General features: G+C 64.3%; 26 protein-coding genes. 15 read left to right on the plus strand and 11 right to left on the minus strand.

All coding sequences use genetic code 11. From position 1 onward, the window contains the following. Window positions 1-881: zinc metalloprotease HtpX (htpX, locus tag DH10_RS13295; RefSeq protein ID WP_192384790.1), on the minus strand; the 881-nt coding region annotated here is incomplete at its 3' end. Between the two features lie 105 nt (window positions 882-986). Between htpX and DH10_RS13300 the strand changes: the two genes are divergently transcribed. Continuing rightward, on the plus strand, window positions 987-1,205 hold the full coding sequence (locus tag DH10_RS13300) for a DUF1674 domain-containing protein (RefSeq protein WP_192258223.1): 219 nt from the start codon (window positions 987-989) through the stop codon (window positions 1,203-1,205). Between the two features lie 6 nt (window positions 1,206-1,211). Here DH10_RS13300 and DH10_RS13305 read toward each other — a convergent pair whose 3' ends face one another. Continuing rightward, the gene (locus DH10_RS13305) at window positions 1,212-1,877 is read right to left on the minus strand and encodes an HAD-IA family hydrolase (RefSeq protein WP_192258221.1); all 666 of its coding nucleotides are present in this window, start codon (window positions 1,875-1,877) and stop codon (window positions 1,212-1,214) included. 170 nt (window positions 1,878-2,047) lie between these two features. On the opposite strand from DH10_RS13305, the gene DH10_RS13310 reads away from it, so the two are divergent. The 4 genes from DH10_RS13310 (at window position 2,048) to DH10_RS13320 (ending at window position 6,356) form a co-directional block, all read left to right on the plus strand. Beyond that, window positions 2,048-2,917 (plus strand): transglutaminase-like domain-containing protein, encoded by an 870-nt coding sequence (locus DH10_RS13310; RefSeq protein WP_192258236.1) that lies wholly within the window; start codon window positions 2,048-2,050, stop codon window positions 2,915-2,917. Window positions 2,918-3,219: 302 nt separating this feature from the next. Continuing rightward, complete coding sequence (locus DH10_RS37890) at window positions 3,220-3,777, plus strand: TadE/TadG family type IV pilus assembly protein (RefSeq protein WP_312891364.1); 558 nt, start codon at window positions 3,220-3,222, stop codon at window positions 3,775-3,777. A 148-nt stretch (window positions 3,778-3,925) separates the two neighbouring features. Next, window positions 3,926-4,630, plus strand: coding sequence for a vWA domain-containing protein (locus DH10_RS37895; RefSeq protein WP_312891363.1), 705 nt, complete (start codon window positions 3,926-3,928; stop codon window positions 4,628-4,630). A 457-nt stretch (window positions 4,631-5,087) separates the two neighbouring features. After that, on the plus strand, window positions 5,088-6,356 hold the full coding sequence (locus DH10_RS13320; RefSeq protein ID WP_192258219.1) for an SAM-dependent methyltransferase: 1,269 nt from the start codon (window positions 5,088-5,090) through the stop codon (window positions 6,354-6,356). Between the two features lies 1 nt (window position 6,357). On the opposite strand, the gene DH10_RS13325 is transcribed toward DH10_RS13320, so the two are convergent. Together DH10_RS13325 and acs are read right to left on the minus strand one after the other, a co-directional pair. Further along, window positions 6,358-7,107 (minus strand): MOSC domain-containing protein, encoded by a 750-nt coding sequence (locus DH10_RS13325; protein ID WP_192258217.1) that lies wholly within the window; start codon window positions 7,105-7,107, stop codon window positions 6,358-6,360. Then, window positions 7,107-9,062 (minus strand): acetate--CoA ligase, encoded by a 1,956-nt coding sequence (gene acs, locus DH10_RS13330; RefSeq protein ID WP_192258215.1) that lies wholly within the window; start codon window positions 9,060-9,062, stop codon window positions 7,107-7,109. The genes DH10_RS13325 and acs overlap by 1 nt, the downstream gene beginning before the upstream one ends. Before the next feature lie 307 nt (window positions 9,063-9,369). Here acs and DH10_RS13335 point away from each other — a divergent pair, with 307 nt between their 5' ends. Further along, complete coding sequence (locus DH10_RS13335; RefSeq protein ID WP_192258213.1) at window positions 9,370-9,642, plus strand: usg protein; 273 nt, start codon at window positions 9,370-9,372, stop codon at window positions 9,640-9,642. A gap of 181 nt (window positions 9,643-9,823) precedes the next feature. On the opposite strand, the gene DH10_RS13340 is transcribed toward DH10_RS13335, so the two are convergent. Together DH10_RS13340 and DH10_RS13345 are read right to left on the minus strand one after the other, a co-directional pair. After that, window positions 9,824-10,858, minus strand: a complete 1,035-nt coding sequence (locus tag DH10_RS13340) for an aldo/keto reductase (protein WP_192258211.1) — start codon at window positions 10,856-10,858, stop codon at window positions 9,824-9,826. A 40-nt stretch (window positions 10,859-10,898) separates the two neighbouring features. Beyond that, a complete protein-coding gene (locus DH10_RS13345) occupies window positions 10,899-12,086 on the minus strand; it encodes an MFS transporter (RefSeq protein ID WP_192258234.1) in 1,188 nt (395 codons plus the stop codon). A gap of 121 nt (window positions 12,087-12,207) precedes the next feature. Here DH10_RS13345 and DH10_RS13350 point away from each other — a divergent pair, with 121 nt between their 5' ends. After that, on the plus strand, window positions 12,208-13,107 hold the full coding sequence (locus DH10_RS13350; protein ID WP_192384791.1) for a LysR family transcriptional regulator: 900 nt from the start codon (window positions 12,208-12,210) through the stop codon (window positions 13,105-13,107). 50 nt (window positions 13,108-13,157) lie between these two features. Here DH10_RS13350 and DH10_RS13355 read toward each other — a convergent pair whose 3' ends face one another. From DH10_RS13355 to DH10_RS13365, 3 genes are all read right to left on the minus strand, one after another. Then, entirely contained in the window at window positions 13,158-14,219 is a 1,062-nt protein-coding gene (locus DH10_RS13355) for an aldo/keto reductase (RefSeq protein ID WP_192258207.1), read from the minus strand. 156 nt (window positions 14,220-14,375) lie between these two features. After that, window positions 14,376-14,777, minus strand: coding sequence for a hypothetical protein (locus DH10_RS13360; RefSeq protein WP_192258205.1), 402 nt, complete (start codon window positions 14,775-14,777; stop codon window positions 14,376-14,378). Window positions 14,778-14,937: 160 nt separating this feature from the next. Next, a complete protein-coding gene (locus tag DH10_RS13365) occupies window positions 14,938-15,603 on the minus strand; it encodes a YggS family pyridoxal phosphate-dependent enzyme (protein WP_376774946.1) in 666 nt (221 codons plus the stop codon). A gap of 145 nt (window positions 15,604-15,748) precedes the next feature. Between DH10_RS13365 and leuS the strand changes: the two genes are divergently transcribed. Both leuS and lptE read left to right on the plus strand, forming a co-directional pair. Beyond that, window positions 15,749-18,376 (plus strand): leucine--tRNA ligase, encoded by a 2,628-nt coding sequence (leuS, locus tag DH10_RS13370; RefSeq protein ID WP_192258203.1) that lies wholly within the window; start codon window positions 15,749-15,751, stop codon window positions 18,374-18,376. Beyond that, window positions 18,363-18,944, plus strand: coding sequence for an LPS assembly lipoprotein LptE (gene lptE, locus DH10_RS13375; RefSeq protein ID WP_192258201.1), 582 nt, complete (start codon window positions 18,363-18,365; stop codon window positions 18,942-18,944). The genes leuS and lptE overlap by 14 nt, the downstream gene beginning before the upstream one ends. A gap of 292 nt (window positions 18,945-19,236) precedes the next feature. Here lptE and fsa read toward each other — a convergent pair whose 3' ends face one another. Next, on the minus strand, window positions 19,237-19,893 hold the full coding sequence (fsa, locus tag DH10_RS13380; RefSeq protein WP_059188895.1) for a fructose-6-phosphate aldolase: 657 nt from the start codon (window positions 19,891-19,893) through the stop codon (window positions 19,237-19,239). Between the two features lie 91 nt (window positions 19,894-19,984). Between fsa and DH10_RS13385 the strand changes: the two genes are divergently transcribed. From DH10_RS13385 to DH10_RS13410, 6 genes are all read left to right on the plus strand, one after another. After that, the gene (locus DH10_RS13385; protein ID WP_192258199.1) at window positions 19,985-22,168 is read left to right on the plus strand and encodes a primosomal protein N'; all 2,184 of its coding nucleotides are present in this window, start codon (window positions 19,985-19,987) and stop codon (window positions 22,166-22,168) included. 32 nt (window positions 22,169-22,200) lie between these two features. Next, a complete protein-coding gene (locus DH10_RS13390) occupies window positions 22,201-22,896 on the plus strand; it encodes an aspartate/glutamate racemase family protein (RefSeq protein WP_192258196.1) in 696 nt (231 codons plus the stop codon). 128 nt (window positions 22,897-23,024) lie between these two features. Continuing rightward, window positions 23,025-23,420, plus strand: a complete 396-nt coding sequence (locus tag DH10_RS13395) for an AGROH133_08824 family phage infection protein (RefSeq protein ID WP_067324963.1) — start codon at window positions 23,025-23,027, stop codon at window positions 23,418-23,420. 246 nt (window positions 23,421-23,666) lie between these two features. Continuing rightward, window positions 23,667-24,227: a F0F1 ATP synthase subunit delta gene (locus tag DH10_RS13400; protein ID WP_192258194.1), complete on the plus strand. Its 561-nt coding sequence runs from the start codon at window positions 23,667-23,669 to the stop codon at window positions 24,225-24,227. Next, window positions 24,227-25,756: a F0F1 ATP synthase subunit alpha gene (gene atpA, locus DH10_RS13405; RefSeq protein WP_192258192.1), complete on the plus strand. Its 1,530-nt coding sequence runs from the start codon at window positions 24,227-24,229 to the stop codon at window positions 25,754-25,756. The genes DH10_RS13400 and atpA overlap by 1 nt, the downstream gene beginning before the upstream one ends. 29 nt (window positions 25,757-25,785) lie before the next feature. Continuing rightward, window positions 25,786-26,670 (plus strand): F0F1 ATP synthase subunit gamma, encoded by an 885-nt coding sequence (locus tag DH10_RS13410; RefSeq protein ID WP_192258190.1) that lies wholly within the window; start codon window positions 25,786-25,788, stop codon window positions 26,668-26,670. Here DH10_RS13410 and DH10_RS13415 read toward each other — a convergent pair. Next, window positions 26,667-26,875 (minus strand): hypothetical protein (locus DH10_RS13415; RefSeq protein ID WP_210327783.1); only part of this gene is annotated, 209 nt, incomplete at its 5' end. The two genes, DH10_RS13410 and DH10_RS13415, sit on opposite strands and share 4 nt — an antisense overlap.

A 26,875-nucleotide genomic window follows, 5' to 3' on the forward strand; every position in this document is an offset into this window, starting at 1 on the left:
GCCGGTGCCCCGCGCCGTGTGGCCTGCGGGGCGCCGCCCATCTCGCGCGCCATCTGCCGCAGGGCGGCGATGCGGTTCTCGGTGTTCGGGTGGGTCGAGAACAGATTGTCCATGCGCTCGCCGTGAAGCGGGTTGATGATGAAAAGATGCGCCATGGCCGGATTGCGCTCGGCGTTCGGATTGGGAATGCGCTCGGCAGCGCGCGCGATCTTGTCGAGCGCGGAGGCCAGCCACAACGGGTGACCGCAGATCTCGGCGCCGCGCCGGTCGGCCTCGTATTCGCGGGTGCGGCTCACCGCCATTTGCACGATCATGGCGGCAAAGGGTGCCACGAGCATGGCGACAAGCACGCCGACGAAGCCGAACGGGTTGTTGTTGTCGCGGCTGCCACCGAAGAAGAAGGCGAAATTGCCGAGCATGGAGATGGCGCCGGCGAGCGTCGCGACAATCGTCATGGTGAGCGTGTCGCGATGCTGCACATGGGCAAGCTCGTGCGCCATCACCGCCGCGACTTCTTCATCCGAAAGCTGCTGCAGCAGGCCGGTCGAGGCAGCCACGGCGGCATTCTCAGGATTGCGGCCGGTGGCAAAGGCGTTGGGCTGCGGGGTGTCGATCTTGTACACTTTCGGCATGGGCAAGCCGGCACGCCGGGTGAAGCCCTGTACTATCCTGTAGTATCTGGGGTCACTTCTTTCGTCGACCTCGAAGGCGCCGTTCATCGACAGCACCATCTTGTCGGCATTCCAGTAGCTGAACAGGTTCATGCCCGCAGCGAACAGTAGGGCAATCATCATGCCGCCCGTGCCGCCGATCAGAAAGCCGACGCCCATGAACAGCGCCGTCATCGTGGCAAGAAGCATGGCGGTGCGAAGCGTGTTCATCGTCTCTTCCGTTCGGCGTGGTGGCGTATAGGGGTCGATCCTGTCATCGTCATGGCTATATGATGGGAAACGCCGGTCCCCGTTTCAATCGGCAGGAAATATCGCATGACCGAACAACCCAACAAAACCGAAACCGCCGAAGGCGACGAGCCGCAAAAGACGCTGACGCCGGAGGCGCAGCGCGCATTGGCGGAAGCCGAAGCCAGGCGAAACGCATACCGCGAGGCGGAAGCCCGCCTGCCGAAGGAGATCGGCGGCCGCGGCGGCAAGGAACCCGGACGCTACGGCGACTGGGAGGTGAAGGGTCTGACCAGCGATTTTTAACGAGAACTAGGCCGCGTCGCGTTGCGGCCCGATGACCATCCAGCCATTGTCGTCCATGGCGACGCCGAGCGCATCGTAGGTGGCGATGCTGGCGTGCTGCGTCACAACCGGATGGACGTGCGTGGCGCTGATCACCATCACCGAGGCGCCGGAAGCTTCGCCCGCCGCGATGCCTGCCGGAGCATCCTCGAAGACAAGGCAATCGCGCGCCTCGACCCCAAGACGCTTTGCCGCCAAGCGGAAGCAGTCGGGCGCCGGCTTGCCGCGGGTGACGTCCTCGGCCGAAACCATCATGGCGGGCACCGGAATGCCGGCCGCCGCAATGCGCAGCAGCGCCAGCTCCCGGGGCGCCGAGGTGACGATGGCCCAGCGTTCCGGCGGCAGCGACTTGAGAAACGCCACCGCGCCCGGGATCGGAACAATGCCGTCGAGGTCGGCGGCCTCGGCCTTGAGCAGCGCATCGGCTTCGGCCAGGGGATCGATACCTGGGAGTTTCAGCGCCGCGATCGTCTCTCTCGCGCGCCTGCCATGGATCGTCGGCAGGAAACTCGCCACGTCGAGGCCATGGCGGTGTGCCCATTCGGTCCAGACCCTTTCCGCCGCAGCGATCGAATTGAGGACCGTGCCGTCCATGTCGAAAAGGAAGGCGGCGAATTTTCTGCCTGGAAACATCGGATATCCTGGGAATCGTTTTCGGGGAGGGCGAAACGCTGTTGCCATGGTAACCGCCGCGGCGTTGCCTGGAAAGGCGCATGCCGGTCATTTCGACTCGCCACAGGAACAAGAGCCGCGTTGCCGCGTTCTCCATGCCGACTTCCGACATCACAAAAAGGGGGAACGCGATGCTGATCCGGCTCGGCTACGAAATCGCTATCGAATGCGTCGCGGCGACGCCGATCATCTCGCTCCTCGATATCCACCCCGACCGCCATGCCGATATCAAACGGCAGACGCGCGTGCTCACCTCGCCTTCCGTGCCGACCCGGACCTATCGCGACCGCCATGGTAATATCTGCCGCCGCTTCACTGCGCCGGCCGGCGGTTTCCGCATCCTTTACGATGCCGTGGTCGAAGACAGCGGCGAGACCGACGAGGTCAATACCCTGGCGCGCGAAACACCGGTCGCGGATCTGCCGGATGACGTGCTGGTCTACCTGCTCGGCAGCCGCTATTGCGAGACGGATCACCTCAGCGACCGCGCCTGGCAGTTGTTTGGCCATCTGCCGCCAGGCTGGGCGCGCGTGCGGGCGATCGTCGACTATGTCCACAGCCGGCTCTCTTTCGGCTACGGCTATGCCCGCGCCACACGCACCGCGGCACAGGCGCATGAGGAGCGCGTCGGCGTCTGCCGCGACTTCGCGCATCTCGCGATCGCGCTCTGCCGCGCCATGAACATTCCGGCGCGCTATGTGAACGGCTATCTCGGCGATATCGGCGTGCCGGCCGATCCCGCGCCGATGGACTTCTCGGCCTGGATGGAAGTGTTTCTCGACGGCAAATGGTACACGTTCGACCCGCGCCACAATTGCCCCAGGATAGGTCGCGTCGTGATCGCGCGCGGCCGTGACGCCACCGACGTGCCGCTGCTGCACAGCTTCGGCCCGCACAAGCTCGCCCTGTTCAAGGTGTGGACTTATGAGCAGGAAGGCAACCGTTTCAACCCACCGCATCATGGCCTCGACCGTACGATAAGCGCGCGGATGCTGGCGTAAGCCGGGCGGCTGTTTCACTACGGCTCCAGCGCCGCTGCTGACCCACTTCGGCACAGCCGACGCTGTGCCGAAGCTGGAAGGGCCGCAGTCGCTCCGCAGAACATGGTAAGCGCTTCCTGAACGCTGTTTCACCGCCGCCTTTTCGTTTACCCGCCGTTCACCTTCCTGTCCGCTGAAATCAAGCAAAACAACGCGTTAAGCTGCCGTTAAGCGTCTTTCGGCTGGCCGGCGGCCGCGCCTGGCCGAAATCCTGCAACGCCTCCGTCGAGCGGCATCGATCCGCAAACAATGGGGGCGGAAAGATGCGGCAGTTCAAAGGTCTCGTTCGTGGGGTGAACGGCTTTGCCCGGGATCGCGGAGGCAATTTCGCGGTTCTGTTCGGGGCTGCCGCATCGATCCTGGCGCTGGGGGCGGGATTCGCGGTCAATATCGCGCAGCTCTACAATGCGAGATCGAGTTTGCAGAGCGTCGTCGACGCCGCTGTGACCTCGACGGCACGCGATCTCACCCTCGGCGTCATCAAGGAAACCGATGCCAATGCGTCGGTGCAGGCATTCCTCGACGCCAACAGCACGGCCGGCATCCTGCAGGCCGACCAGATCGTGCTCGACAAGCTCATGATCGACAGGACAGCGAAGACGGTGCAGGTGGACGTGCATGCCGATATCGGCCTCTATTTTCCATTGTTCAGCGTCGGCGATATGCAGCGCGTGGCGGCGTCCACCACCGCGCTCTATTCCGACAAGAAGATCGAGGTGGCGATGATGCTCGACATAACGGGATCGATGGCCGCTGACTGGAGGGCGACAAGATCGGCGACCTCCAGGACGCGGCCTCGAATGCGGTCAAGGATCTTCTGAAACAGAACCGCGACCCCCGCGATCCGCGCGTGCGCGTGGCACTCATTCCGTATGCCGAAGCGGTGAATACCGCGGTCTCTCCGGCAGCGTCTTCGTCGAGGAGAAGGGTGGGCCAGACCTGCCGCCGCCATTGGACGCGCCGGTTTCGGTGTCGGCGACACCGCCGAAGGATAAATGCGCCACCGAACGCAAGGACAAGGACGGCTATGCCGACGCTTCGCCCGATGGGCCTTCCACGTCGCGGTGGGACAACAACGGCAGAGAGTACCTGGCCAAAGTCAATCGCGACGATCATATGAAAAACTGCCCGGCTCCAGCGCTCATTCCGCTGACGGCAGACGAGGATAAGCTGCTCGACACGATCGACGATTTCTCCGCGGCCGGTGTAACGGCCGGCGGCATCGCCGCGCAGTGGGGCTACTATATGCTCTCGCCCTCATGGCGCTCGACAATCAGCAACGCAGGGCTCGGTGCAGGTCCCGCCAATTTCGACAAGAGGAAAGTCGCCAAGGTCGCCATCCTGATGACGGACGGTCAATTCAACACGGCCTTCGCTGGCGCTCGCGGCGCGCCCAAATCAGAGAATGGGGGCCAGATGTCGCGTGGCAATGCCGAAAGCATTTGCGACAACATGAAGCGCGACGGCATCGAGATTTTCACGATCGGCTTCGATCTCAATGATCCGGACATGACATCGACCGAGCGGGATCAGGCCAAGAGCGTCCTTCGGGACTGCTCCAGCACGGACACATCTTCGCTGAAGCATTACTACGAGGCTGCGACCGGTACGGAACTGCAGCAGGCCTTTGATGATATCGTCGAAAATATCGAGCGCATCACCGTCGCCAAATGATCCTTTGAGCACCGGACGCTAGTTCCTAGGAAACGCCGCTTCACACACTTCCTGGATTGTTATCGGTCCAAACGGAAAAGGCCGCCGCTTCTTGACGAAGCAGGCGGCCTTCCGTGTTTCCGTCCATGACGCGGCTCCTGGCGGCGACCCCTTCGGGTCACCTGCCGCGCGTCTCGCGCCTTAACGGGAAGACTGCTTCCCGGAAGTGCAATCCGCTGAGCTCACGTTATGGAAAACGAAATCACTCGACATCGGATCACCTCCTTTCGGTTTGTTGAACACATCATCATGATGGGGTGCGCCGGAGCAAAAGACAAGGTGACGTCGCGGAACGGCCGTGCCCAGGCTAGGAAATCCTCCTCCCGCGGTGTTTTTGCGCAACAGTCGGGATTGCGGTCCACAGGCCGGTGGACGACAGTGGCGCTCAGGGGCGGAATCGACGCATCGGGAGGTGGGAGTGGACGCTGCCGATAGAGCTGCGCGGATCGTGCGAACGGTCGTCGAGACGCTGAAGCCCGGCTTTGCGGTCAGGCTGTGGACCGGCGAGCGGATCGGCCCCGCCGACGGTCCGGTGCTCGCCATCAACGACCAGGACATCGTCTGGCAACTGGTTCGGCGGCCGGCCTTCTCGACGCTGGTCGAGATGTGGATTTCCAAGACCGTCGACATCGAAGAAGGCACGCTGTTCGATTTCTACGCTCTGCCTTCGCAGGGCAAGCTCAAGACGAAGCTCAAATCGCTGCCCAAGCTGGCGATCCTGCGCGACCTGCCAATGGTGTTGTTTTCGCGAAAGCAGATGACGGCGCGCGGCGATCTCTCCGGACGTAACCCATATGTCAGCGGATCGAACAAGGAGGCGATCCAGCATCACTACGACATCTCGAATGCCTTCTACCGGCTCTTCCTCGACGAGCGCATGGTCTACAGCTGCGGCTACTTCCGGGATTTCGCTAACGGCATCGACCAGGCGCAAATCGACAAGCTCGATCATATCTGCCGCAAGCTCAGGCTGAAGCCGGGCGAAAGGCTGCTCGACATCGGCTGCGGCTGGGGCGCGATGCTCATCCATGCGGCGAAGAACTATGGTGTCGTCGGCCACGGCGTTTCGCTGTCGCAAGCGCAGACGGACCTTGCGCGCGAGCGCATTCGCGCCGAGGGGCTGGAGGACCGCATCACCATCGAGATAAAATCCTATGCCGAGCTCTCCGGCACTTTCGACAAGATCTCGTCGATCGGCATGTTCGAGCATCTGGGGCTTGCCAACCACGCTGCTTACTTCTCGGCCGTGCATCGCTTGCTGAAGCCCGGCGGCATCTATCTGCACCACGCCATCACCAGGCGCAGCAAAGGCGACATCAGGAAGACATTGCGCAAGGGGCCGGAATACAAGGCGCTGATCAAATACATCTTTCCCGGCGGCGAGCTCGACACGATCGGCATGACGCTCGGCAATCTCGAGGCGCATGGCTTCCTGGTCCATGACGTCGAGAATCTGCGCGAGCATTATCAGCGCACCTGCCGCCTGTGGGCGGAGCGCCTGTATGCCCGCTTCGACGAGGCGATCGCCGAGGTGGGCGAGGCGAAGGCGAGGCTCTGGCTGCTTTATCTCACCGGCTGCTCGATCGCCTTCGAGCGCGCCTCGGCGCAGATATTCCAGACCGTCGCCACAAAGCGCGCACGGGGGCCGAGCGGCCTGCCGCCGACGCGGGCCGATCTGTATCGATAGCCTACAGGAACCGCATCGGCGCGCCGATCTCCACCCGCGCCGGCCGGTCGACTGTGCAGTAGACGCCGATATTGTGGGCGTTGTGGCGGACGAGGTTGCGCAGGATGCCGGGATCGTTGTCGAAGCCGTCCTGGGCAATGATGGTGAAGCCGCAGCGGCGGCAGGGCTCGGAGACGGTGAGCAGGAGATCGCCGACCGCGAGCTTGCGTCCGATCCATTCCGTCTCCGGGAAAGAGCCTTCGACGGGGTCCATATCGACGACGATGTTGGGACGGAAACGGCGCGGATCGGGCACGCCTTCCGGATGCAGCGCCTTCAGCCTTGCCAGCGAGGCGGTGGTCAGCAGATGGATCGGCGCCTTGCGGTAGCGGGCGGCGGTCAGCGGGCCGGCATAGGTCGGCGACGCGTTCTCCTGGCCGAACGGCCGGATCGACGCCTTGAAGCCGAGATAGTTCGAAACGGCGCCATCGCTTTCGATCCCAGGGGCCGCCAGCCAGTCGCCGTCTGGCACGGCCACCTCGAGCTTCATGTCTGCGGCCAGCCTGGTGCGGATGCGTGGCACCTTGTGCCATTTGACGTCGCGGTCGGGCCGCGCGATCTCATTGTCCGTGGCGTCGACCAGGCCGAACATGCGATCGCCTTCGATGCTTTCGATGCCGACCGAGATAGCGTCGAGACGCTCGCCGGCGAGCGAGCTCGCCGGATAGCGCCAGAGCTGGCTGACGGTGCCGAGTGCCGCCCGGTCTGTCATCAGGCCCTTTTGTTCTGCCGGTTGGCGACGAGGTCGTCGACTACGGCCGGATCGGCCAGCGTCGAGGTATCGCCGAGCGCGCCGTAATCATCCTCGGCGATCTTGCGCAGGATGCGCCGCATGATCTTGCCCGAGCGGGTCTTGGGCAGGCCCGGCGCGAACTGGATCTTGTCGGGCGTGGCGATGGCGCCGATCTCCTTGCGGACGTGGGCGACAAGCTCCTTGCGCAGATCCTCGCTCGACGTGCTGCCGGCCATCAGCGTGACGTAGCAGTAGATGCCCTGCCCCTTGATGTCGTGCGGATAGCCGACGACGGCGGCTTCCGAGACCTTGTCGTGGCTGACCAGCGCCGACTCCACTTCCGCCGTGCCCATGCGATGGCCGGAGACGTTGATGACGTCGTCGACGCGGCCGGTGATCCAGTAGTAGCCGTCGGCGTCGCGGCGGCAGCCGTCGCCGGTGAAGTATTTGCCCTTGTAGGTCGAGAAATAGGTCTGCACAAAACGGTCGTGGTCGCCATAGACCGTGCGCATCATGCCGGGCCAGGAATCGGTGATGCAGAGATTGCCGTCGGCGGCCCCTTCGAGCACCTGGCCGTCGCCGTCGACCAGCTGCGGCTTGACGCCGAAGAAGGGCCGCGTCGCGGAGCCCGGCTTGAGGTCGGTGGCGCCCGGCAGCGGCGTGATCAGGATGCCGCCCGTCTCGGTCTGCCACCATGTGTCGACGATCGGCACCTTGGCGTTGCCGACGACGTTGTAGTACCACTCCCAGGCTTCCGGATTGATCGGCTCGCCGACGGTCCCAAGCACGCGCAGCGACTTGCGCGAGGTCTTCTTCACATGGCTGTCGCCGGCGCCCATCAGCGCGCGCAGCGCCGTCGGCGCTGTGTAGAAGATGTTGACCTTGTGCTTGTCGATGACTTCCCAGAAGCGCGACTGCGAGGGGTAGTTCGGCACGCCTTCGAACATCAGCGTGGTGGCGCCGTTGGCTAAAGGTCCATAGACGATGTAGCTGTGGCCCGTGACCCAGCCGACATCGGCGGTGCACCAGTAGATGTCGCCGTCGTGGTAATCGAAGACATACTGGTGCGTCATCGAGACATAGACGAGATAGCCGGCGGTGGTGTGCAGCACGCCCTTCGGCTTGCCGGTCGAGCCCGAGGTGTAGAGGATGAACAACGGGTCCTCCGCCTTCATCTTCTCCGGCTTGCAGTCGGCCTTAACGGTCGCCGCCTCGTCGTGGTACCAGACGTCGCGGTCTGGCACCCAGCCGGTCTTGCCGCCGGTGCGGCGAACCACCACCACCTTCTCGACCTTGGTACCGGCCTTGGCCGCGATATCGATCGCCTTGTCGGTATTGTCCTTCAGCGGGATCGGCTTGCCGCCGCGCAGGCCCTCGTCGGCGGTGACGACGATGGTCGACTTGCAGTCGTCGATGCGGCCGGCGAGAGCGTCGGGCGAGAAGCCGCCGAAGACGACCGAGTGGATGGCGCCGATGCGCGTGCAAGCAAGCATCGCATAGGCCGTTTCCGGGATCATCGGCATATAAATGGTGACGCGGTCGCCCTTCTTGACGCCGTGCTTCTTCAGCACATTGGCGAAGCGGCAGACATGCGCGTAAAGCTCGTTATAGGTGATCTTCCTGTCGTCATAAGGGTTGTCGCCCTCCCAGATGATGGCGGTCTGGTCGCCGCGCTTCTTCAGATGCCGGTCGATGCAGTTATAGGAAACATTGGTCTGGCCGTCCTCGAACCACTTGATCGAGACCTTGCCGTCGAAGGAGGTGTTCTTGACCTTGGTGAAGGGCTTGAACCAGTCGATGCGCTTGCCGTGCTTGCCCCAGAACTTGTCCGGGTTCTTCATGCTGTCGGCATACCATTTGAGATAGGTGTCGTTGTCGATCAGCGCATTCTTCTTCCACGCCGGCTGGACGCGGTGGACATGGACATCGGACATTTTTCAGCTTTCCTCCGGAACCGTTCCGCTGGCTTGACGTGCCGGCGGCATCGCGGCGAAGCGGCCGCGAATTCGCGGGCATTATTAACAGTTCCGCCGTGACGGCAATATTAGACGTTGGATTCGCGCGGCGGGATGACGCAGGGGCAACCGCGAAACGCTGTCAGCACTCGCCGCGTATCGCTGCTAAGCATATGTTTTTTCGTGACAAAACCGATGGCGATCACTAGAATATCAATAGACGGGTAAGCAATAGCGCGCACAATTTCGTGTTGGGAGGAAAGGAGAATCAAATCTGGGGGCTGCAATGCGCGATCATTCCGAAATGGACCTGATGCTGAGAGGCTATGGGCTGACCACGGCCAAAATCCTCTATCACTTTCCCGACCACCCGCATTTGCTGCAGAGCTTCATCTGGCAGGACTACGACATCGCGCCGAAGTTTCCGGTGCTGATCCGCTTCATCGAATTCTGGAAGACGAAGCTCGACGGCCCGCTGCATTCGGTCACCTACACGCACCAGAAGCTGATCGCGCCGAACGAGTGGCGGAAGGTGGACGGGGAGTTCGTGCTGCATTAGGTGCAGTAGCGCAGGAATCTTATCGACCGCGAGTGATTGGTGGAAACGCCTATCGCTTCGTCATCCTCGGGTCTTCGCGACGCCGCTTCGCGGCTGCTCCCGCCCCGTGGATGACGAAGTTGAGGGGCTTCGCTACTCCCAAATGTCCATGATGATCCCGAAACGAAGGACCGCGACTTAATCACACCGCCGGCGGATTGAGCCGGGCAAAGCCTTCCTGGCGGCGATAGGGGAAGTAAGGATAGGGCGCGGTCACCGCGCTTGCATCATCGAGCGCCTTCATCTGCTCCGGCGTCAATGTCCAGCCGACGGCGCCGAGGTTCTGGCGCAATTGCTCCTCATTGCGCGCGCCGATGATCACGGACGACACGGTCGGCCGCTGCAAGAGCCAGTTGATGGCGACCTGCGGCACGGTCTTGCCGGTTTCGGCGGCGATGGCCTCGAGCGCATCGACCACCCGATAGAGATGCTCGTCCTCGACCGGCGGGCCGAAGCTCGCGGTGTCGTGCAGGCGGCTCTTTTGCGGCAGCGGTTGGCCGCGGCGGATCTTGCCGGTCAGCCGGCCCCAGCCGAGCGGGCTCCACACCAGGGCGCCGACGCCCTGGTCGAGGCCGAGCGGCATCAGTTCCCATTCATAGTCACGCCCGACCAGCGAGTAGTAGACCTGATGCGCGACATAGCGCGGGTAGCCATGCTTGTCGGCAAGGCCGAGCGATTTCATGACCTGCCAGCCGGAGAAATTGGAGACGCCGACATAGCGCAGCTTGCCCGAGCGCACGAGGTCGGCCAGCGTCGACAGCACTTCCTCGATCGGCGTCGCGGCGTCAAAGGCATGGAGTTGCAAGAGGTCGATATAGTCGGTGCCGAGGCGCTTCAGCGCCGCGTCGACGGACCTGATCAATCGCGAACGGGAAGAACCGTAATCGGCCGGGCCGTCGCCCATCGGCAGCGCGGTCTTGGTCGAGATCAGCACCGCTTCGCGGCGGCCCTTGATCGCTTCGCCGAGCACCTCCTCCGACGCGCCGTTCGAATAGACGTCGGCCGTGTCGAAGAGATTGACGCCGGCCTCCAGGCAGATGTCGACGAGCCGGCGAGCTTCCTTGGCGTCGCTGTTGCCCCAATGGCTGAACAGCGGCCCGGAGCCGCCGAAGGTTCCGGCGCCGAAGGAAAGCGCCGGCACTTTCAGGCCGGATGCGCCGAGACGTCGATAGTCCATGATCTTGCTCCTTATGATCTTGAGGGCGGATTTGGGCTGGTCAGCACTGTGCCGTGACCGGCGCGCCGATGGCGCGGCTACGCTCCAGCCGCAGCGCCAGAAGCACCACGGCGAGTGCTGCGAGCGGCACCAGGCCGGCGACAAGCGTGACGGCGCCGAGGCCCGGTCCGTGGTCGATGACGAAGCCGCCGAGCCAGGCGCCGATCGCATTGCCGAGATTGAAGGCGGCGATGTTGAAGGACGAGGCGAGGCCCTGGCCGGCGCCCTTGGCCTTCTCCAGCACCCACATCTGCAGCGGCGCGACGGTGGCGAAGGCGGCCGCGCCCAAAAGGCCGACGGCAATGATTGCCGCAATCGGCTGATGGATGGCGGCGGTCATGAGAAACAGCACGGCCGAGAGCGCGATCAGCGTGCCGATGACGGTCGGCACCAGATGGCGGTCGGCAAGGCGTCCGCCGAGAAGATTGCCGGCGACCAGCCCGCCGCCGAGGACGAGCAGGATCGGCGACACGGCGGCTTCGGAAAAGCCGCTGATGCGGGTGAGGATCGGCGCCAGATAGGTGAAGGCGGCAAAGACGCCGACCCAGCTCAGCACCGTGGTCAGCAGGCCGAGCAGCACCGACCGGCGGCCAAGCACGGCCAGCGCACCTTCGGAGCCCTCATCCCCGTCATCGACGGATGGATCGTCGCGCGGCACCAGCAGCGTGATCACGGCAAAGGCGACGACGCCGACCAGGGTGACGGCCAGGAAGGTCGAGCGCCAGCCATAGGCCTGGCCGAGCCAGGTGCCGAAGGGCACGCCGAGGATGTTGGCGACGGTGAGGCCGGTGAACATCAGCGCGATCGCTGAAGCCTTCCTGTTGGGCGCGACGAGGCTGGTGGCGACGACCGAGCCGACGCCGAAGAAGGAGGCATGGGCGAAGGCGGTGAGCACACGCGCCGACATCAGCGTCCAGTAGTCCGGCGCCAGCGCACAGGCGAGGTTGCCGACGGTGAAGACCACCATCAGGGCAAGCAGCAATGTCTTCTTCGCCAGGCGGCCGGTGAGCGCGCCAAGCAGCGGCGCGCCGACGACGACGCCCAGCGCATAGCCGGAAATGAGCAGGCCGACGGCCGAGATCGAGACGCCGAGATCGGCGCTGACATCGAGCAGCAGGCCCATGATGACGAATTCGGTGACGCCGATGCCGAAGGCGCCGGCGGTGAGGGCATAAAGAGCAAGGGGCATGGCGGTGGTCCGATCGAACATGGAGAGGCGCCCAATCCCGCACCCGACCCCGAAGATCGTGATCCGCCTAGCTGTGAACCAGCCTTGCGTCAGGCATATTTTCTGTGAAATAGATTCACGAATGGCGAGATCCGAAATCAACCGCTCCGGCGAGATCGAAGTGTTCGTCCGCGTCGTCGAGGCGGGCAGTTTTTCGGCCGCGGCGCGGGTGTTGCGCATGACGCCGTCGGCGGTGAGCAAGCTGATCGCGCGGCTCGAAGCGCGGCTCGGCGCGCGTCTCATCAGCCGCTCGACACGCCGGCTGCAACTGACGCCGGAAGGTGCCGCTTTCCATGACAGCGGCACCCGTATTCTCGCCGACCTCGACGCCGCCGAGCGCGAAGCGGCGGCGGGTGCCACGCCGCGGGGGAGGCTGAGGGTCAACGCCTATGTGCCTTTCGGCCAGCACCGGCTGATGCCGCTTTTGCCGCGCTTCCTCGAACGCTATCCGGAGATTTCGGTGGAGGCGGTGCTGACCGACAGCGTCATCGATCTGATGGAGGAGCGCGCCGACGTTGCCATCCGCGCCGGGCCGCTGCGCGAGTCGCGGCTGATGGCGCGCAAGCTCGGCCAGAGTCGGATGGTGGTGATTGCCTCGCCCGCCTATCTCGAAGCGCACGGCACGCCGCGCGAACCCGCCGATCGGCACAATCTGCTCGCCTTCGGCTTTGCCCGGCATATCGATGGCCTACCTTTCATCGACGCGGATGGCGCGCCGATCGTCGTCGCGATCGCCGGCAACGCGATGGTCAGCGACGGCGAGGCGATGCGGCTGACGGCTTTGGCGGGAGCGGGTGTCGCGCGCTTGGCGCGCTGGCATGTCGCGCCCGACATTGCTGCCGGGCGGCTTGTGCCGCTGCTGGAAGAGTTCAACCCGGGCGACGAGGAACCGACGCACGCCGTCTATGTCGGCCAAGGCAAGCATCTGCCGGCCAGGGTGCGCGCCTTTCTTGATTTTCTTGCCGAGACAGTCCGGCTCTGAGCGAATGGAGTCGCGCGCCCCGAAGGACACGCGGCTTTCGAGATGCCAGATCAGGTGGAAAGATTATGCTTCGGCACGAAGGGCGCCGGACGCCGGCCGGCGCCTTGCCGTTCCAGCATCCAGCCGGGATATTCGGTGGGCAGCGCGCTCACCTCATCCAGTCTGGTGAGATCGTCGGTGTCGAGCTTCAGCCCGGTGGCGGCAAGGTTCTGTTCGAGCTGATCCATGCGGCTGGCGCCGATGATGACGCTCATCACGAAGGGCTTGGCCAGCACATAGCCCAGCGCCACCGTGGCGATGCCGACGCCGTGCTTTTTGGCTATCTCGCGCATGACGGCGACCGCCGCCCAGGCGCGGTCCTCGTTGACCGGCGGGAAGTTGAAGGAAGCGCGGCGGCCCTCCCCATTGCCCGGCGCACCCGGGCCGTATTTGCCCGAGAGCAGCCCGCCCGCCATCGGCGACCAGACCATGAGGCCGAGCTTTTCCTCGTTGAGCAGCGGCACGATCTCGCGTTCGAGATCGCGGCCGGCGATCGAGTAATAGGATTGCACCGTCTCGAAGCGGGCATAGTCCTTGCGTTCGGCGATGCCGAGGGCCTTGGCGATGCGCCAGGCCTGCCAGTTGGAGACGCCGACGTAACGCACCTTGCCGCTGGCGACGAGGTCGTCGAGCGCCCGCAGCGTCTCGTCGATCGGCGCCACCGGATCGGTGCCGTGCAGCTGGTAGAGATCGATATGGTCGGTCTGCAGCCGCTCGAGGCTGCCGTCGATCGAATCCATGATATGGCCGCGCGAGGAGCCGCGCTGGTTGGGGCCTTCGCCCATGACGCCGTGCACCTTGGTGGCGATGACGACGTCCGAACGCTTGACGCCCAGATCCTTCAACGACTGACCGAGCAGCCGCTCGGACTGGCCGAAGGAATAGACGTCCGCGGTGTCGAAGAAATTGACGCCGGCGGCGATCGAGCGGCCGACGATCTCGTTGACGCCTTTCTGGTCGAGGCTGGCGATGAGGCCCCATTGGGCATTCTCGCCGGCGGCGCCGAAGGTCATGGTGCCGAGGCAGAGCTCGGAGACGAACAGACCGGTATTGCCAAGCTGGTTGTAGCGCATGGTGAAATTTCCCGAGAGAAGGATTGAACGACACGTTTGTCTGAATGACATGGGGGAAATAGGAACGGGCCGTTTCGTTTCAAGCGACGGCGCAGCGAATTCGCCCGCTGGCAGGGTGGGTAACGAGATCGTGACCAAGCGTCTGCCTAGGATTGCTCAGCTTTCCACTAGGGCGAGGATCGCGAATGCCGTCATGCCGAATGCGACGGCGGCAAGCGGCAGGAGAATTTCGATCGTCGCGGTGCTGGATTTCACCGGATGCTCGCCGGTGTCGAACTCGCCTGCGATCCAGTCAGGAAAAGCTTTGGCCTTGCCGGGGCGGCCGATCCGGTGATGGCGCCAGACGTGACCGGCGATGGCCGGCAGCGCCACCGCCATCACGATGAAGCCTGTGACGACGGAAAGCAGATATTCGTCATAGCCGCCGGCGAAGCCGATCCAGGCCGACAGCGCGTAGCAGGCAGCAAGCCCCACCATGGCGAAGTAGACCCATCGATGCAGTCCGCGGGAGACTTGCCGGTCCTGTGTGATTTCCCGGTCGTCGCGTGTGACGGTCATCGGAGCCTCCTTTGACTTGAAAGGAGCCACGCGCTCGTTCCTTCACCCGCACCTAGTGAGGTGATCCAGCGCGACAATGCGGTGGTATGACGCGCCTGCTTTCATCATTGGTTTTCACGATAGCGGAAGGAAAACCGCTGCGCACTTTTCCCGGGGCTGCCTAGGCCCGGCTGCCGAAGATCGCCGAGCCGACCCTGACGCTGGTGGCGCCGAAGGCGATCGCGGTCTCGTAGTCGCCGGACATGCCCATCGAGAGCTTTGCGACGCCGGCCTCGCGGGCGATCTTTTCCAAAAGCGCGAAATGCGGGCCGGGATTCTCGTCCGCCGGCGGAATGCACATCAGGCCTTCGATGGCGAGGCCGTGCACCTCGCGGCAACGCTTGACGAAGGCGACGGCCTCGCGCGGCTCGATGCCTGCCTTTTGCGGCTCGGAGCCGGTGTTGACCTGGACATAGAGTTTTGGCGCTCGGCCTTGCCTGGCGGTCTCGTTGGCAAGCTCGGCGGCGATCTTCTCGCGGTCGACCGTCTCGATGACGTCGAAAAGCGCCACCGCTTCCTTCGCCTTGTTGGACTGCAGCGGACCGATCAGATGCAATTCGATGTCGGGAAATGCTTCTCTCAATGCCGGCCATTTCCCTTGGGCTTCCTGCACGCGGTTCTCGCCGAAAACGCGCTGGCCGGCCTCGATCACAGGGCGAATGTCTTCGGCCGCAAAGGTCTTCGACACCGCGACCAGCGTGACGGCACCGGGGTCGCGCTTGGCCTCGCCCTCGGCATTCGCGATCTTCGCCTTGACCGCGAGAAGCTGTTCGACGGCACTCGTCACGCCCATATCCTGCCTATAGTTTAGCGCCAACGCCGGATCGCCACAGTTGACGGGTCCGGCAATCCATGGTGAACACCGCGACGACATTTCTCGGCCGCCGGCCTTGTCCGGTGCCGTGCACCCGCTTTTAAGTGAAAAACATCCGATGGCAACCGAACGATACAATCCGCGCACGTCAGAGCCCAAATGGCAGAAGGCCTGGGCCGAAAAGAAGCTGTTCGAGGCCAGGAACGACGACCCGAAGCCGAAATACTACGTGCTTGAGATGTTCCCCTATCCGTCGGGGAAGATCCATATCGGCCACACCCGCAACTATACGATGGGTGACGTGGTGGCGCGCTACAAGCGGGCCAAGGGTTTTAACGTTCTGCATCCGATGGGCTGGGACGCCTTCGGCATGCCGGCCGAGAACGCGGCGATGCAGAACAAGGTCCATCCCAAGGACTGGACCTATGAGAACATCGCCGTCATGCGCGAGCAGCTCAAGATGATGGGCCTGTCGCTCGACTGGGCACGCGAGTTCGCGACCTGCGACGTCGACTACTACCACCGCCAGCAGATGCTGTTCCTCGACTTCGTCGAGAAGGGGCTGGTGACGCGCAAATCCTCCAAGGTCAACTGGGACCCGGAGGACATGACGGTGCTCGCCAACGAGCAGGTCATCGACGGCCGCGGCTGGCGCTCGGGCGCGCTGGTCGAGCAGCGCGAGCTGACGCAGTGGTTCTTCAAGATTACCGATTTCGCGCAGGACCTCTTGGAGTCGCTCAACCTGCTCGAGGAATGGCCGGAAAAGGTCAAGCTGATGCAGCACAACTGGATCGGCCGCTCGGATGGGCTGCTGATCCGCTGGCCGCTGGCCGCACCGGTCGGCGAGATGCACGAGCTGGAGGTCTACACGACCAGGCCGGACACCATCTTCGGCGCTTCCTTCATGGCGGTCGCCGCCGATCACCCGCTGGCCAGGAAGGCCGCCGAAAACAATCCGGCGCTGGCCAAGTTCATCGACGAGGTCCGCCATATGGGCACCTCGGTGGCCGCGCTCGAGACGGCCGAGAAAAAGGGCTTCGACACCGGCATCCGCGTCGTCCATCCGTTCGACGACAGCTGGACGCTGCCGGTCTATGTCGCCAATTTCGTGCTGATGGAATACGGCACCGGGGCCATCTTCGGCTGCCCGTCCGGCGACCAGCGCGACCTCGACTTCGCCAACAAATACGGCCTGCCGGTTATCCCGGTGGTGATGCCGGAGGGCGAAAATCAAGGAAGCTTCCAGATCATCGAGGAGGCTTATGACGGCGAGGGCGTGATGATCAATTCGCGCTTCCTCGACGGCATGAAGCCCGAGCAGGCCTTCGACGAAGTGGCAAAGCTGCTCGAACAGAAGACGATCGGCGGGCGGCCGATGGCGGAGCGCAAGGTGAATTTCCGCCTGCGCGACTGGGGCATTTCGCGCCAGCGCTATTGGGGCTGCCCGATCCCCATGATCCACTGCGAAGCTTGCGGCGTGGTGCCTGTGCCGAAGGCCGCCCTGCCGGTCAGGCTGCCCGACGACATCGAGTTCGACCGTCCCGGCAATCCGCTCGACCGCCACCCGACCTGGCGGCATGTGAAGTGCCCGCAATGCGGCCGCGACGCGCGGCGCGAGACCGACACGATGGACACCTTCGTCGATTCGTCTTGGTATTTCGCGCGCTTCACGGCGCCCTGGGCCAACGAGCCGACCGAGCCGAAGGCGGCCGACGAATGGCTGGCGGTCGACCAGTATATCGGCGGCATCGAGCACGCGATCCTGCATCTGCTCTATTCGCGCTTCTTTACCCGCGCCATGCGCGAGACCGGTCATCTCAATCTCGCCGAGCCGTTCAAGGGCCTGTTCACGCAAGGCATGGTCGTGCACGAGACCTACCGCGTCGGCGGCCCGTCGACCAACGGGCGCTGGCTGTCGCCGGGCGAGGTCAGGATCGAGGATGTGGGCGGCAAGCGCCGCGCCATCGAGATCGCGACCGGCGAGGAGGCGTCGATCGGCGCGCTCGAGAAGATGTCGAAGTCGAAGAAGAACACGGTGAGCCCGGAAGAGATCACCGACGGCTACGGCGCCGACACCGCGCGCTGGTTCATGCTGTCGGATTCGCCGCCCGAGCGCGACGTCGAATGGACCGACGAGGGCGCGGCCGGCGCGCACCGCTTCGTCCAGCGCGTCTGGCGCCTGGTGCAGATCGCGGCCGAATCGCTCATTGATGTGAAGCCAGCGGCGGCGAAGGATGGCGAGGCGGGCGCCGTTTCCAAGGCTGCGCACAAGATCCTGAAGGCGATCGGCGAGGACATCGAGAAGCTCGGCTTCAACCGGGCGATCGCGCGCATCTACGAGCTTGCCAACGCGCTGGCCACGCCGCTCAACGACGTCGCCGAAGGCAAGGCCGACGCGGCCCTGAAAAGCGCCTGCCGCGAGGCCGTGGAGATCCTGGTGCAGGTGATCGCGCCGGTGATGCCGCATCTGGCCGAGGAATGCTGGGAGGCGCTGGGCGGCACCGACATGGTCGCTGAACGACCGTGGCCGGTCTACGATCCGGGTCTCGTCGTCGACAACGAGATCGTGCTGCCTGTGCAGGTCAACGGCAAGAAGCGCGGGGATTTGACAATTGCCCGCGACGCGGATCAAGGTGCCGTCGAAAAAGCGGTGCTGGCTCTCGACTTCGTGCAAAAAGCGCTCGATGGTAAGGCCCCGCGCAAGGTGATCATCGTCCCGCAGAGGATCGTCAATGTCGTTGCCTGATCCGGAAAAGTCACAGGCGGCGCATTCGCTGCGCCGCGCGGCTCTCTGCGGCCTGGTCGCCTCGCTGGCCTTGGTCTCGGCCTGCACGGTGCGGCCGCTCTATTCCAGCGCGCCGCTCACCGTCGGCTCGCAGGTCGGCGCCGCCGCCGAGCTGGCATCGATCTCGATCAAGCCGGTCGGCACGCGCTACGGCCAGCAGGTGCGCAACAATCTGATCTTCGCTTTCGGCCAGGGCTCGGGCGAGCCGGCATCGCCTGCCTATACGCTCGACCTCGGCGTCACCGAGCTGATCGAGTCGGCGGCCATCGTTCAGGTGCAGACCGAAGAGGACGAGCCGACGGCGGGCACCGTGACGCTCACCGCCAATTATGTGCTCAGGGATACCGCAACCGGCACGGTGGTCGCGGTCGGCAAACGCTCGATCCCGTCGTCCTTCGACCGGCCGCGCCAGGAGTTCGCGGCCTACCGGGCGCAGATCGACGCCGAGAACCGCGCCGCCCGCGAGCTCGCCGATCTGCTCAGGCTGGCGATCGCCCAGGACTTGGCCAAGCACGGCAAGAAGGCCTGAGAGCCCGTTTGGAAACTCTACTCCTACGGCCATCTGAAGGTGTTTTCTGCGCTTCCGGCCTTCGCCGGCCGAAGCATTTGTGAATGGCGTGGTAGCTAAATTAAGGCTATGGCCGGCGTAGGCCGGTGCTCAGGTACTTTAAGTACGCTCCGCTCCGGTTCTCGAAAATCGCCATTTTCGGCTCGGCCTGACCTGAATCTCAAGCACACCTTCGCACACCGCTTGTATCTACAAAAAAGGCCGGTCGCCCGGCCTCTTTTATTCGCGATGCCCAGGCATCAATGCCCAGGCATCAGCCGATCTTCTGGCCGGTTTTGGCCCAGTCGGCGAGGAAGGCGGCGAGGCCCTTGTCGGTGAGCGGATGATTGACCAGCGCCTTCAGCGTCGCAGGCGGCGCCGTCACGATATCGGCGCCGATCAAGGCCGCCTGCTTGACGTGGTTCACCGTGCGCACCGAAGCCGTCAGGATCTCGGTCTTGAAATCATAATTGTCGTAGATGGTGCGGATTTCCGAGATCAGCTCCATGCCGTCCGAGCCGGTGTCGTCGATGCGGCCGACAAAAGGCGAGATGAAGGAGGCGCCGGCCTTGGCGGCGAGCAGTGCCTGGTTGGCCGAGAAGCAGAGGGTGACGTTGACCATGCGGTTCATCTCGGTGCGGATCGTCTTGCAGGCCTTCAGCCCATCCAGAGTCAGCGGCACCTTGATGGCGACATTGGGCGCGATCTTGGCCAAAACTTCGGCCTCGGCCATCATGTCCTTGAACTCGGTGGCCACGACCTCGGCCGAGACCGGGCCTTCGACGATATCGCAGATCTGCTTGGTCACCTCGGAGATCTTGCCGCCCGATTTCAGGATCAACGACGGGTTGGTGGTGACGCCATCGAGCAGCCCCAGGTCGTTCAGTTCCTTGATCTCCTTGATGTCGGCGGTGTCGACAAAAAACTTCATGGCGGTCTCCTTGGGAATTTCCTGGTGCCGGTCCGGCACGTTCGAGGGTCACTCTTTGATCTAGAGCAAAGTCGGGGCAAGGTCACGCCTGATGATGGAAGATTCGCCCCTTGTCGCGGCCGCACCGGTGCTGGTGCCGATGCCGGCCGAACGGCCCTACACCTATGCCGTACCGCCGGGCATGCGCGTGGTGCCGGGCTCGATCGTGCGGGTGCCGCTCGGACCCAGGCAGGTCGCAGGGATCGTCTGGGACGGCGTCGTCGAAACTGTCGATCCGAAGAAGCTGCGGCCGATCGAGGAGGTCTTCGATTGCCCGCCGATCGATAAGGCGATGCGCCGCTTTGTCGACTGGATCGCGCAATACACGCTGTCGGCCCCTGGCATGGTGGCGCGCATGCTGCTGAGGGCGCCGGAAGCCTTCGACCCGGAGCCCTGGATCGAAGGGTTGCAGCGTACCCTCGCGGAGCCCGACCGACTGACCGACGCGCGGCGGCGCGTGCTGGAAACGGCCGAGGGCGGGTTGGCCTGGACGCGCTCCGGGCTGGCGCATGCGGCGGGCGTGTCCTCGACCGTCATCGACGGCTTGAGGGCGCAAGGCGTGTTCGAGACGGTGATGATTCCGCCACGGCCCGTGGTGGCGGCGCCCGATCCCGGTCATGCCGTGCCAGAACTGATGCCGGACCAGAAGGCGGCCGCCGAAAAACTGCGCGCCGCCATCGCAGCCGACGTGTTCAACGTCACCCTGCTCGACGGCGTCACCGGATCGGGCAAAACGGAAGTCTACTTCGAGGCGGTGGCAGCGGCGCTCGAGAACGGAAAGCAGGTGCTGATCCTGCTGCCGGAAATCGCGCTGACGCATGCCTTCCTCGAACGCTTCCAGGACCGCTTCGGCGCCAAGCCGGCGGAGTGGCATTCGGACCTGCCGCCCAGGATGCGCGAACGCGTCTGGCGGCAGGTGGCGGAGGGCGGCGTGCGCGTCGTCGCCGGCGCGCGCTCGGCGCTGTTCCTGCCGTTCAAGGAACTCGGCCTGATCGTCGTCGACGAGGAGCACGACCCGGCCTACAAGCAGGAGGACCGCGTCTTCTACAATGCGCGCGACATGGCGGTGGTGCGCGGCCATATCGGCGGCTTTCCGGTCGTGCTCGCCTCGGCGACGCCGTCGGTCGAGAGCCGGGTCAACGCCAGCCAGGGTCGCTACGACAGGGCCGTGCTCTCGTCGCGCTTCGCCGAGGCGGCACTTCCAGACTTGAAATCGATCGATATGCGGCGCGCGCCACCGGCGCGCGGCGGCTTCCTGTCGCCGATCCTGTTGGAGCAGATGCAGCGCACGCTGGAGAGACAAGAGCAGTCGCTGCTCTTCCTCAACCGGCGCGGCTATGCGCCGCTGACGCTCTGCCGCGTCTGCGGCCATCGCTTCGGCTGCCCGGTCTGCTCGGCCTGGCTGGTCGAGCACCGCTTTCGCGGCCAGCTTGTCTGCCATCACTGCGGCCACAATGAGCGGCGGCCGGAGGCCTGCCCGGAATGCGGCACGCTCGATCATCTGGTCGCGTGCGGGCCGGGTGTCGAGCGCATCGCCGAGGAGGTGGTGGCGCAGTTCCCTGAGGCGCGAACCATCGTGCTGTCGTCCGACCTTCTGGGCGGCGTGCGCCGGCTGAGGCTCGAACTGGAAGCCGTCGCCAATGGCGAGGCCGATATCGTCATCGGCACGCAGCTCGTCGCCAAGGGTCACAATTTTCCCGGCATGACGCTGGTCGGCGTGGTCGATGCCGATCTCGGTCTCGCCAACGGCGACCCGCGCGCCGCCGAGCGCACCTTCCAGCTGCTCAGCCAGGTGACGGGCCGCGCCGGCCGCACCGGCAAGAAAAGCCTCGGCCTGCTGCAGACCTACCAGCCGGACCATCCGGTGATGCGGGCGATCGTCTCCGGTGATTCGGAAGCCTTTTATGAGCGCGAGATCGCCGAGCGCGAGCGGGCGGCATTGCCACCTTTCGGCCGGCTCGCCGGCATCATCGTCAGTGCCGCGACTCGGGGCGAGGCTGAAGGCCATGCGCGGGGCCTGCGTCGTGCGGCTCCACAGGCTTCCGATCTCTTCGTGCTCGGACCGGCCGAAGCGCCGCTGTCGCTGATCGGCGGCCGCCACCGCTTTCGCTTGTTGGTGCAAGGCGAGAGGCGCGCCGACATGCAGGGTTTTATCCGGGCTGTGCTGGCCGATGGGCCAAAACTGCGCGGCTCGGTGCGCGTACAGGTCGACATCGACCCGCAGAGCTTTCTGTGAGACACCTCTTCGAGGCTGGAGCATTCGTATATATGAAAACCCTGGGCCTTATCGGCGGCATGAGTTGGGAATCGACGGTGATCTATTACCGCCTGCTCAACGAGATCGTGCGCGAGCGGCTGGGCGGCCTGCATTCGGCCAAGCTGCTCCTGTGGTCGTTCGATTTCGCGGAGATCGCAGAGCGACAGCATGCGGGCGACTGGGAAGGCGCCGGCGCTCTTCTTGTGGAAGCCGCACGCGGATTGGAGGCGGCCGGTGCGGAAGGCCTGGTGATCTGCACCAACACCATGCACAAGCTGGCTGACGAGGTGCAGGCGGCGGTGTCGATCCCGCTCATCCACATCGCCGACGCCACGGCGCGCGCCGTCGTGGAAGCGGGCGTGCGGCGTCCGGCGCTACTGGCGACGCGCTTCACTATGGAGCAGGATTTCTACAAGGGCAGGCTCGCCGACAAATACGAGCTGCAGCCGGTGGTGCCCGATCAGGCCGGCCGCGACATGGTGCATAGGGTGATCTACGACGAGCTCTGCCAAGGCGTCGTCAACGGCGATTCGAAAGCCGCCTATGTCGAGGAGGTCGGCCGCATGCGGCGCGACGAAAAGATCGACGGCCTCATCATGGGCTGTACCGAGATCACGATGCTCATCGGTCAGGACGATTTCGATATCCCGGTGTTCGATACCACGCGCATTCATGCCGAGGCCGCGATCGACTTCGCACTATCCTGATTGGGCGCTATCCCGATTGGGCGCTCATCCTGATGCGCGATTCCTAAAGTGCCGGCCGCCATCTGGCGCGCGGTTTTTCCTCAGCTAGAATGTCGGGAATTCCAAACAAGAATTTACGAGGGGGAAAGATGGAATTCGCGTTTCCTTGGCCGGCGAGCCAGGGTGAGTGGCTGGCATGGTCGAGCGCTGTCGTCACCTTGCTCATCGGCCTCGTGCTGTTCCTGGCGCCGAACCTCGCCTTCCGCATTCTGCGCCTGCAGGCGAAGCCGGAGAAGGCTGCAGCGATCGCCGAAGGGCGCGGCCGCATGTCGGGCTTCTATCTCGGCGTCAGCCTCTGCTGCATCCTGTTGGCGCAGCCGCTGCTTTACATGGCGCTCGGCTTCTCCTGGCTGTTCACCGCTTTCGGCCGGCTCTTGTCGATGATGTCGGACGGCGCCAACACCCCTTTCAACTGGGCCTCCATCGTGGTTGAACTGGCGCTGGCGGCGCTGCCGCTGGCCTTCGCCTTCGGCTTCGTGCCGTGAATTCGCGACTAATCCGGCGCTTGAGCTTGGCCTTCGCAGCCTGATGCGACAAAAGTGCCTGAAACCATGCCGGACGATGCATTGCGGTCTTAAAAGGCCTGTGCTAGACGGCAATCGACTTTCGGCCGGGGATAGCGGAAGCCGCGCCTCCGTGCTTGGAAAAATCGCAGTAAGGTCAAAGATTTAGCCAGAGTTTTTGCTCGCGCCAACAATCTGCGGCCTGTCATACAAGAGAAAAGACGGTCCGTGGCCCAATCGTCATCGCCAATCTCAGCTGTCGCAGAACGCTATGCAAGCTCGCTGTTCGAGCTCGCGCTGCAGGAAAATTCGGTCGCCAAGGTCGAGGCCGACCTCAACGATTTCGAGACGATGCTCAACGGCAGCGCCGACCTTGCCCGGCTGGTCAACAGCCCGGTGTTCTCCAGCGAGGATCAGGCGAAGGCAATCGCCGCGATCGCCGACAAGGCCAAGATTACCGGTCTCGTCGGCAACTTCCTGCGCGTCGTCGCCCGCAACCGCCGCCTGTTCGCCGTGCCCGGCATGATCAAGGCGTTCCGCCAGATCGCCGCCGACCATCGCGGCGAGGCGTCCGCCGAGGTCACCTCGGCGCATGCGCTGACGGTCGCGCAGCAGACCGAGCTCAAGGCGGCCCTGAAGAGCCTCGCCGGCAAGGACGTGGCCATCGCCGTGACGGTCGACCCGTCGCTGCTCGGCGGGCTGATCGTCAAGATGGGCTCGCGCCAGATCGATACGTCGCTTAAAACCAAACTCAATTCGCTCAAGCTTGCACTGAAAGAGGTCGGCTGATGGACATCCGCGCCGCGGAAATTTCCGCAATTCTGAAAGACCAGATCAAGAATTTCGGCAAGGAGGCCGAGGTCTCCGAAGTCGGTCAGGTTCTGTCCGTCGGTGACGGCATCGCCCGCGTCTACGGCCTCGACAATGTCCAGGCCGGCGAGATGGTCGAATTCCCGGGCGGCATCCGCGGCATGGCGCTGAACCTCGAAGCCGACAATGTCGGCGTCGTCATCTTCGGCAACGACCGCGACATCAAGGAAGGCGATACCGTCAAGCGCACCGGCGCCATCGTTGACGTTCCTGTCGGTCCCGGCCTGCTCGGCCGCGTGGTCGACGCGCTCGGCAATCCGATCGACGGCAAGGGCCCGATCAAGGCGACCGAACGCAAGCGCGTCGACGTCAAGGCGCCCGGCATCATTCCGCGCAAGTCGGTGCATGAGCCGATGTCGACCGGCCTCAAGGCCATCGACGCGCTGATCCCGGTCGGCCGCGGCCAGCGCGAGCTGGTCATCGGCGACCGCCAGACCGGCAAGACCGCCATCATCCTCGACACGATGCTGAACCAGAAATCGGTGCACGACAACGGCCCGGAGAAGGAGAAGCTCTACTGCGTCTATGTCGCCGTCGGCCAGAAGCGCTCGACCGTCGCGCAGTTCGTCAAGGTGCTGGAGGAGCGCGGCGCGCTCGACTACTCCATCATCATCGCCGCCACCGCGTCCGACCCGGCGCCGATGCAGTTCCTGGCGCCGTTCGCCGGCTGCACGATGGGCGAATATTTCCGCGACAACGGCATGCATGCGCTGATCAGCTATGACGATCTGTCGAAGCAGGCCGTCGCCTATCGCCAGATGTCGCTGCTGCTGCGCCGCCCGCCGGGCCGCGAGGCCTATCCGGGCGACGTCTTCTACCTGCACTCGCGCCTGCTCGAGCGCGCCGCCAAGCTCAACGACGACAACGGCAACGGCTCGCTGACCGCGCTGCCGATCATCGAGACGCAGGCCAACGACGTGTCGGCCTACATTCCTACCAACGTGATCTCGATCACCGACGGCCAGATATTCCTCGAAACCAACCTCTTCTTCCAGGGCATCCGCCCGGCGGTGAACGTCGGCCTTTCGGTGTCGCGCGTCGGCTCCTCGGCGCAGATCAAGGCGATGAAGCAGGTCGCCGGCTCGATCAAGGGCGAGCTCGCGCAATACCGCGAAATGGCGGCCTTCGCGCAGTTCGGCTCCGACCTCGATGCGGCCACGCAGCGCCTGCTCAATCGCGGCTCGCGCCTGACCGAGCTGTTGAAGCAGCCGCAGTTCTCGCCCCTCAAGGTCGAGGAGCAAGTCGCGGTGATCTTCGCCGGCGTCAACGGCTATCTCGACAAGCTGGCGCTCAACCAGGTCGGCAAGTTCGAGCATGGCCTGCTCAGCCACATGCGCTCGGCCGGCAAGGACGTGCTCGACGGCATCCGCAAGGAGAAGGCGCTGTCGGACGACCTGCGCGCCAATCTCAAGGCCGAGATCGACGCCTTCGCCAAGACCTTCGCTTGAACGAAGCCGGACGGGATCGGGTTTGAAGCATGGCTTCGTTAAAAGACCTTCGTAACCGCATCGCCTCGGTCAAGGCGACGCAGAAGATCACCAAGGCGATGCAGATGGTCGCCGCGGCGAAGCTGCGTCGTGCGCAGGAAGCGGCGGAAGCCGCCAGGCCCTATTCCGAGCGGATGGGCGTGGTGCTGGCCAATATCACCCAGGCAGTCGGCGGCGGCGGCGATGCCCCGGCGCTGATGACCGGCACCGGCAGGGACGACGTGCAGCTGCTCATCATCTGCACTGCCGAGCGCGGCCTGTGCGGCGGCTTCAACTCGCAGATCGCGCGCCTTGCCCGCGACCACATCCGCAGGCTTCTCGCCGACGGCAAGCAGGTCAAGATCATCTGCGTCGGCAAGAAGGGTTTTGACATCCTGCGCCGCGACTATGCCTCGCTGATCCTCGAACGTGTCGACCTGCGCGAGGTCAAGACGCTGGGCTTCGTCAACGCCGACGCGATCGCGCGCAAGGTCATCAACCTGTTCAACCAGGGCGGCTTCGACGTCTGCACGCTGTTCTATTCGCAGTTCAAGTCGGTGATCAGCCAGATCCCGACGGCGCAGCAGATCATCCCGGCGGCCCAGGCTTCGACTGCTGCCGAAACCAGCAACGGCGCCACCGCCGTCTACGAATACGAGCCGGAGCCGGGCGAAATCCTCTCCGACCTCATCCCGCGCAACATCGCGGTGCAGGTCTTCCGGGCGCTGCTGGAGAACGCGGCCGGCGAGATGGGCGCCAAGATGAGCGCCATGGACAACGCGACGCGCAACGCCGGCGACATGATCAACAAGCTGTCGATCACCTACAACCGCCAGCGGCAGGCGCAGATCACCAAGGAACTGATCGAAATCATTTCGGGCGCCGAGGCGCTCTAGGCGCGCCCCGCCGCCGAGGCCATCGACCTCGCGGCGGACGGCGTGAGCAACAGATAGACGAAAAGGGCAAAGACGATGGCGAAAGCAGCTACCCCGAAGACCGCCGCCAAGGCGGCACCGGCCCCCAAGGCGGCAAAGGCTCCGGCAGCCGCCGCGAAGGCCGCTCCGGCCAAGAAGGCGGCCGCTCCGGCCAAGGCAGCGGCTC

The sequence above is a fragment of the Mesorhizobium silamurunense genome, from assembly GCF_014843825.1.
Taxonomy (GTDB): Bacteria; Pseudomonadota; Alphaproteobacteria; order Rhizobiales; family Rhizobiaceae; genus Mesorhizobium; species Mesorhizobium silamurunense.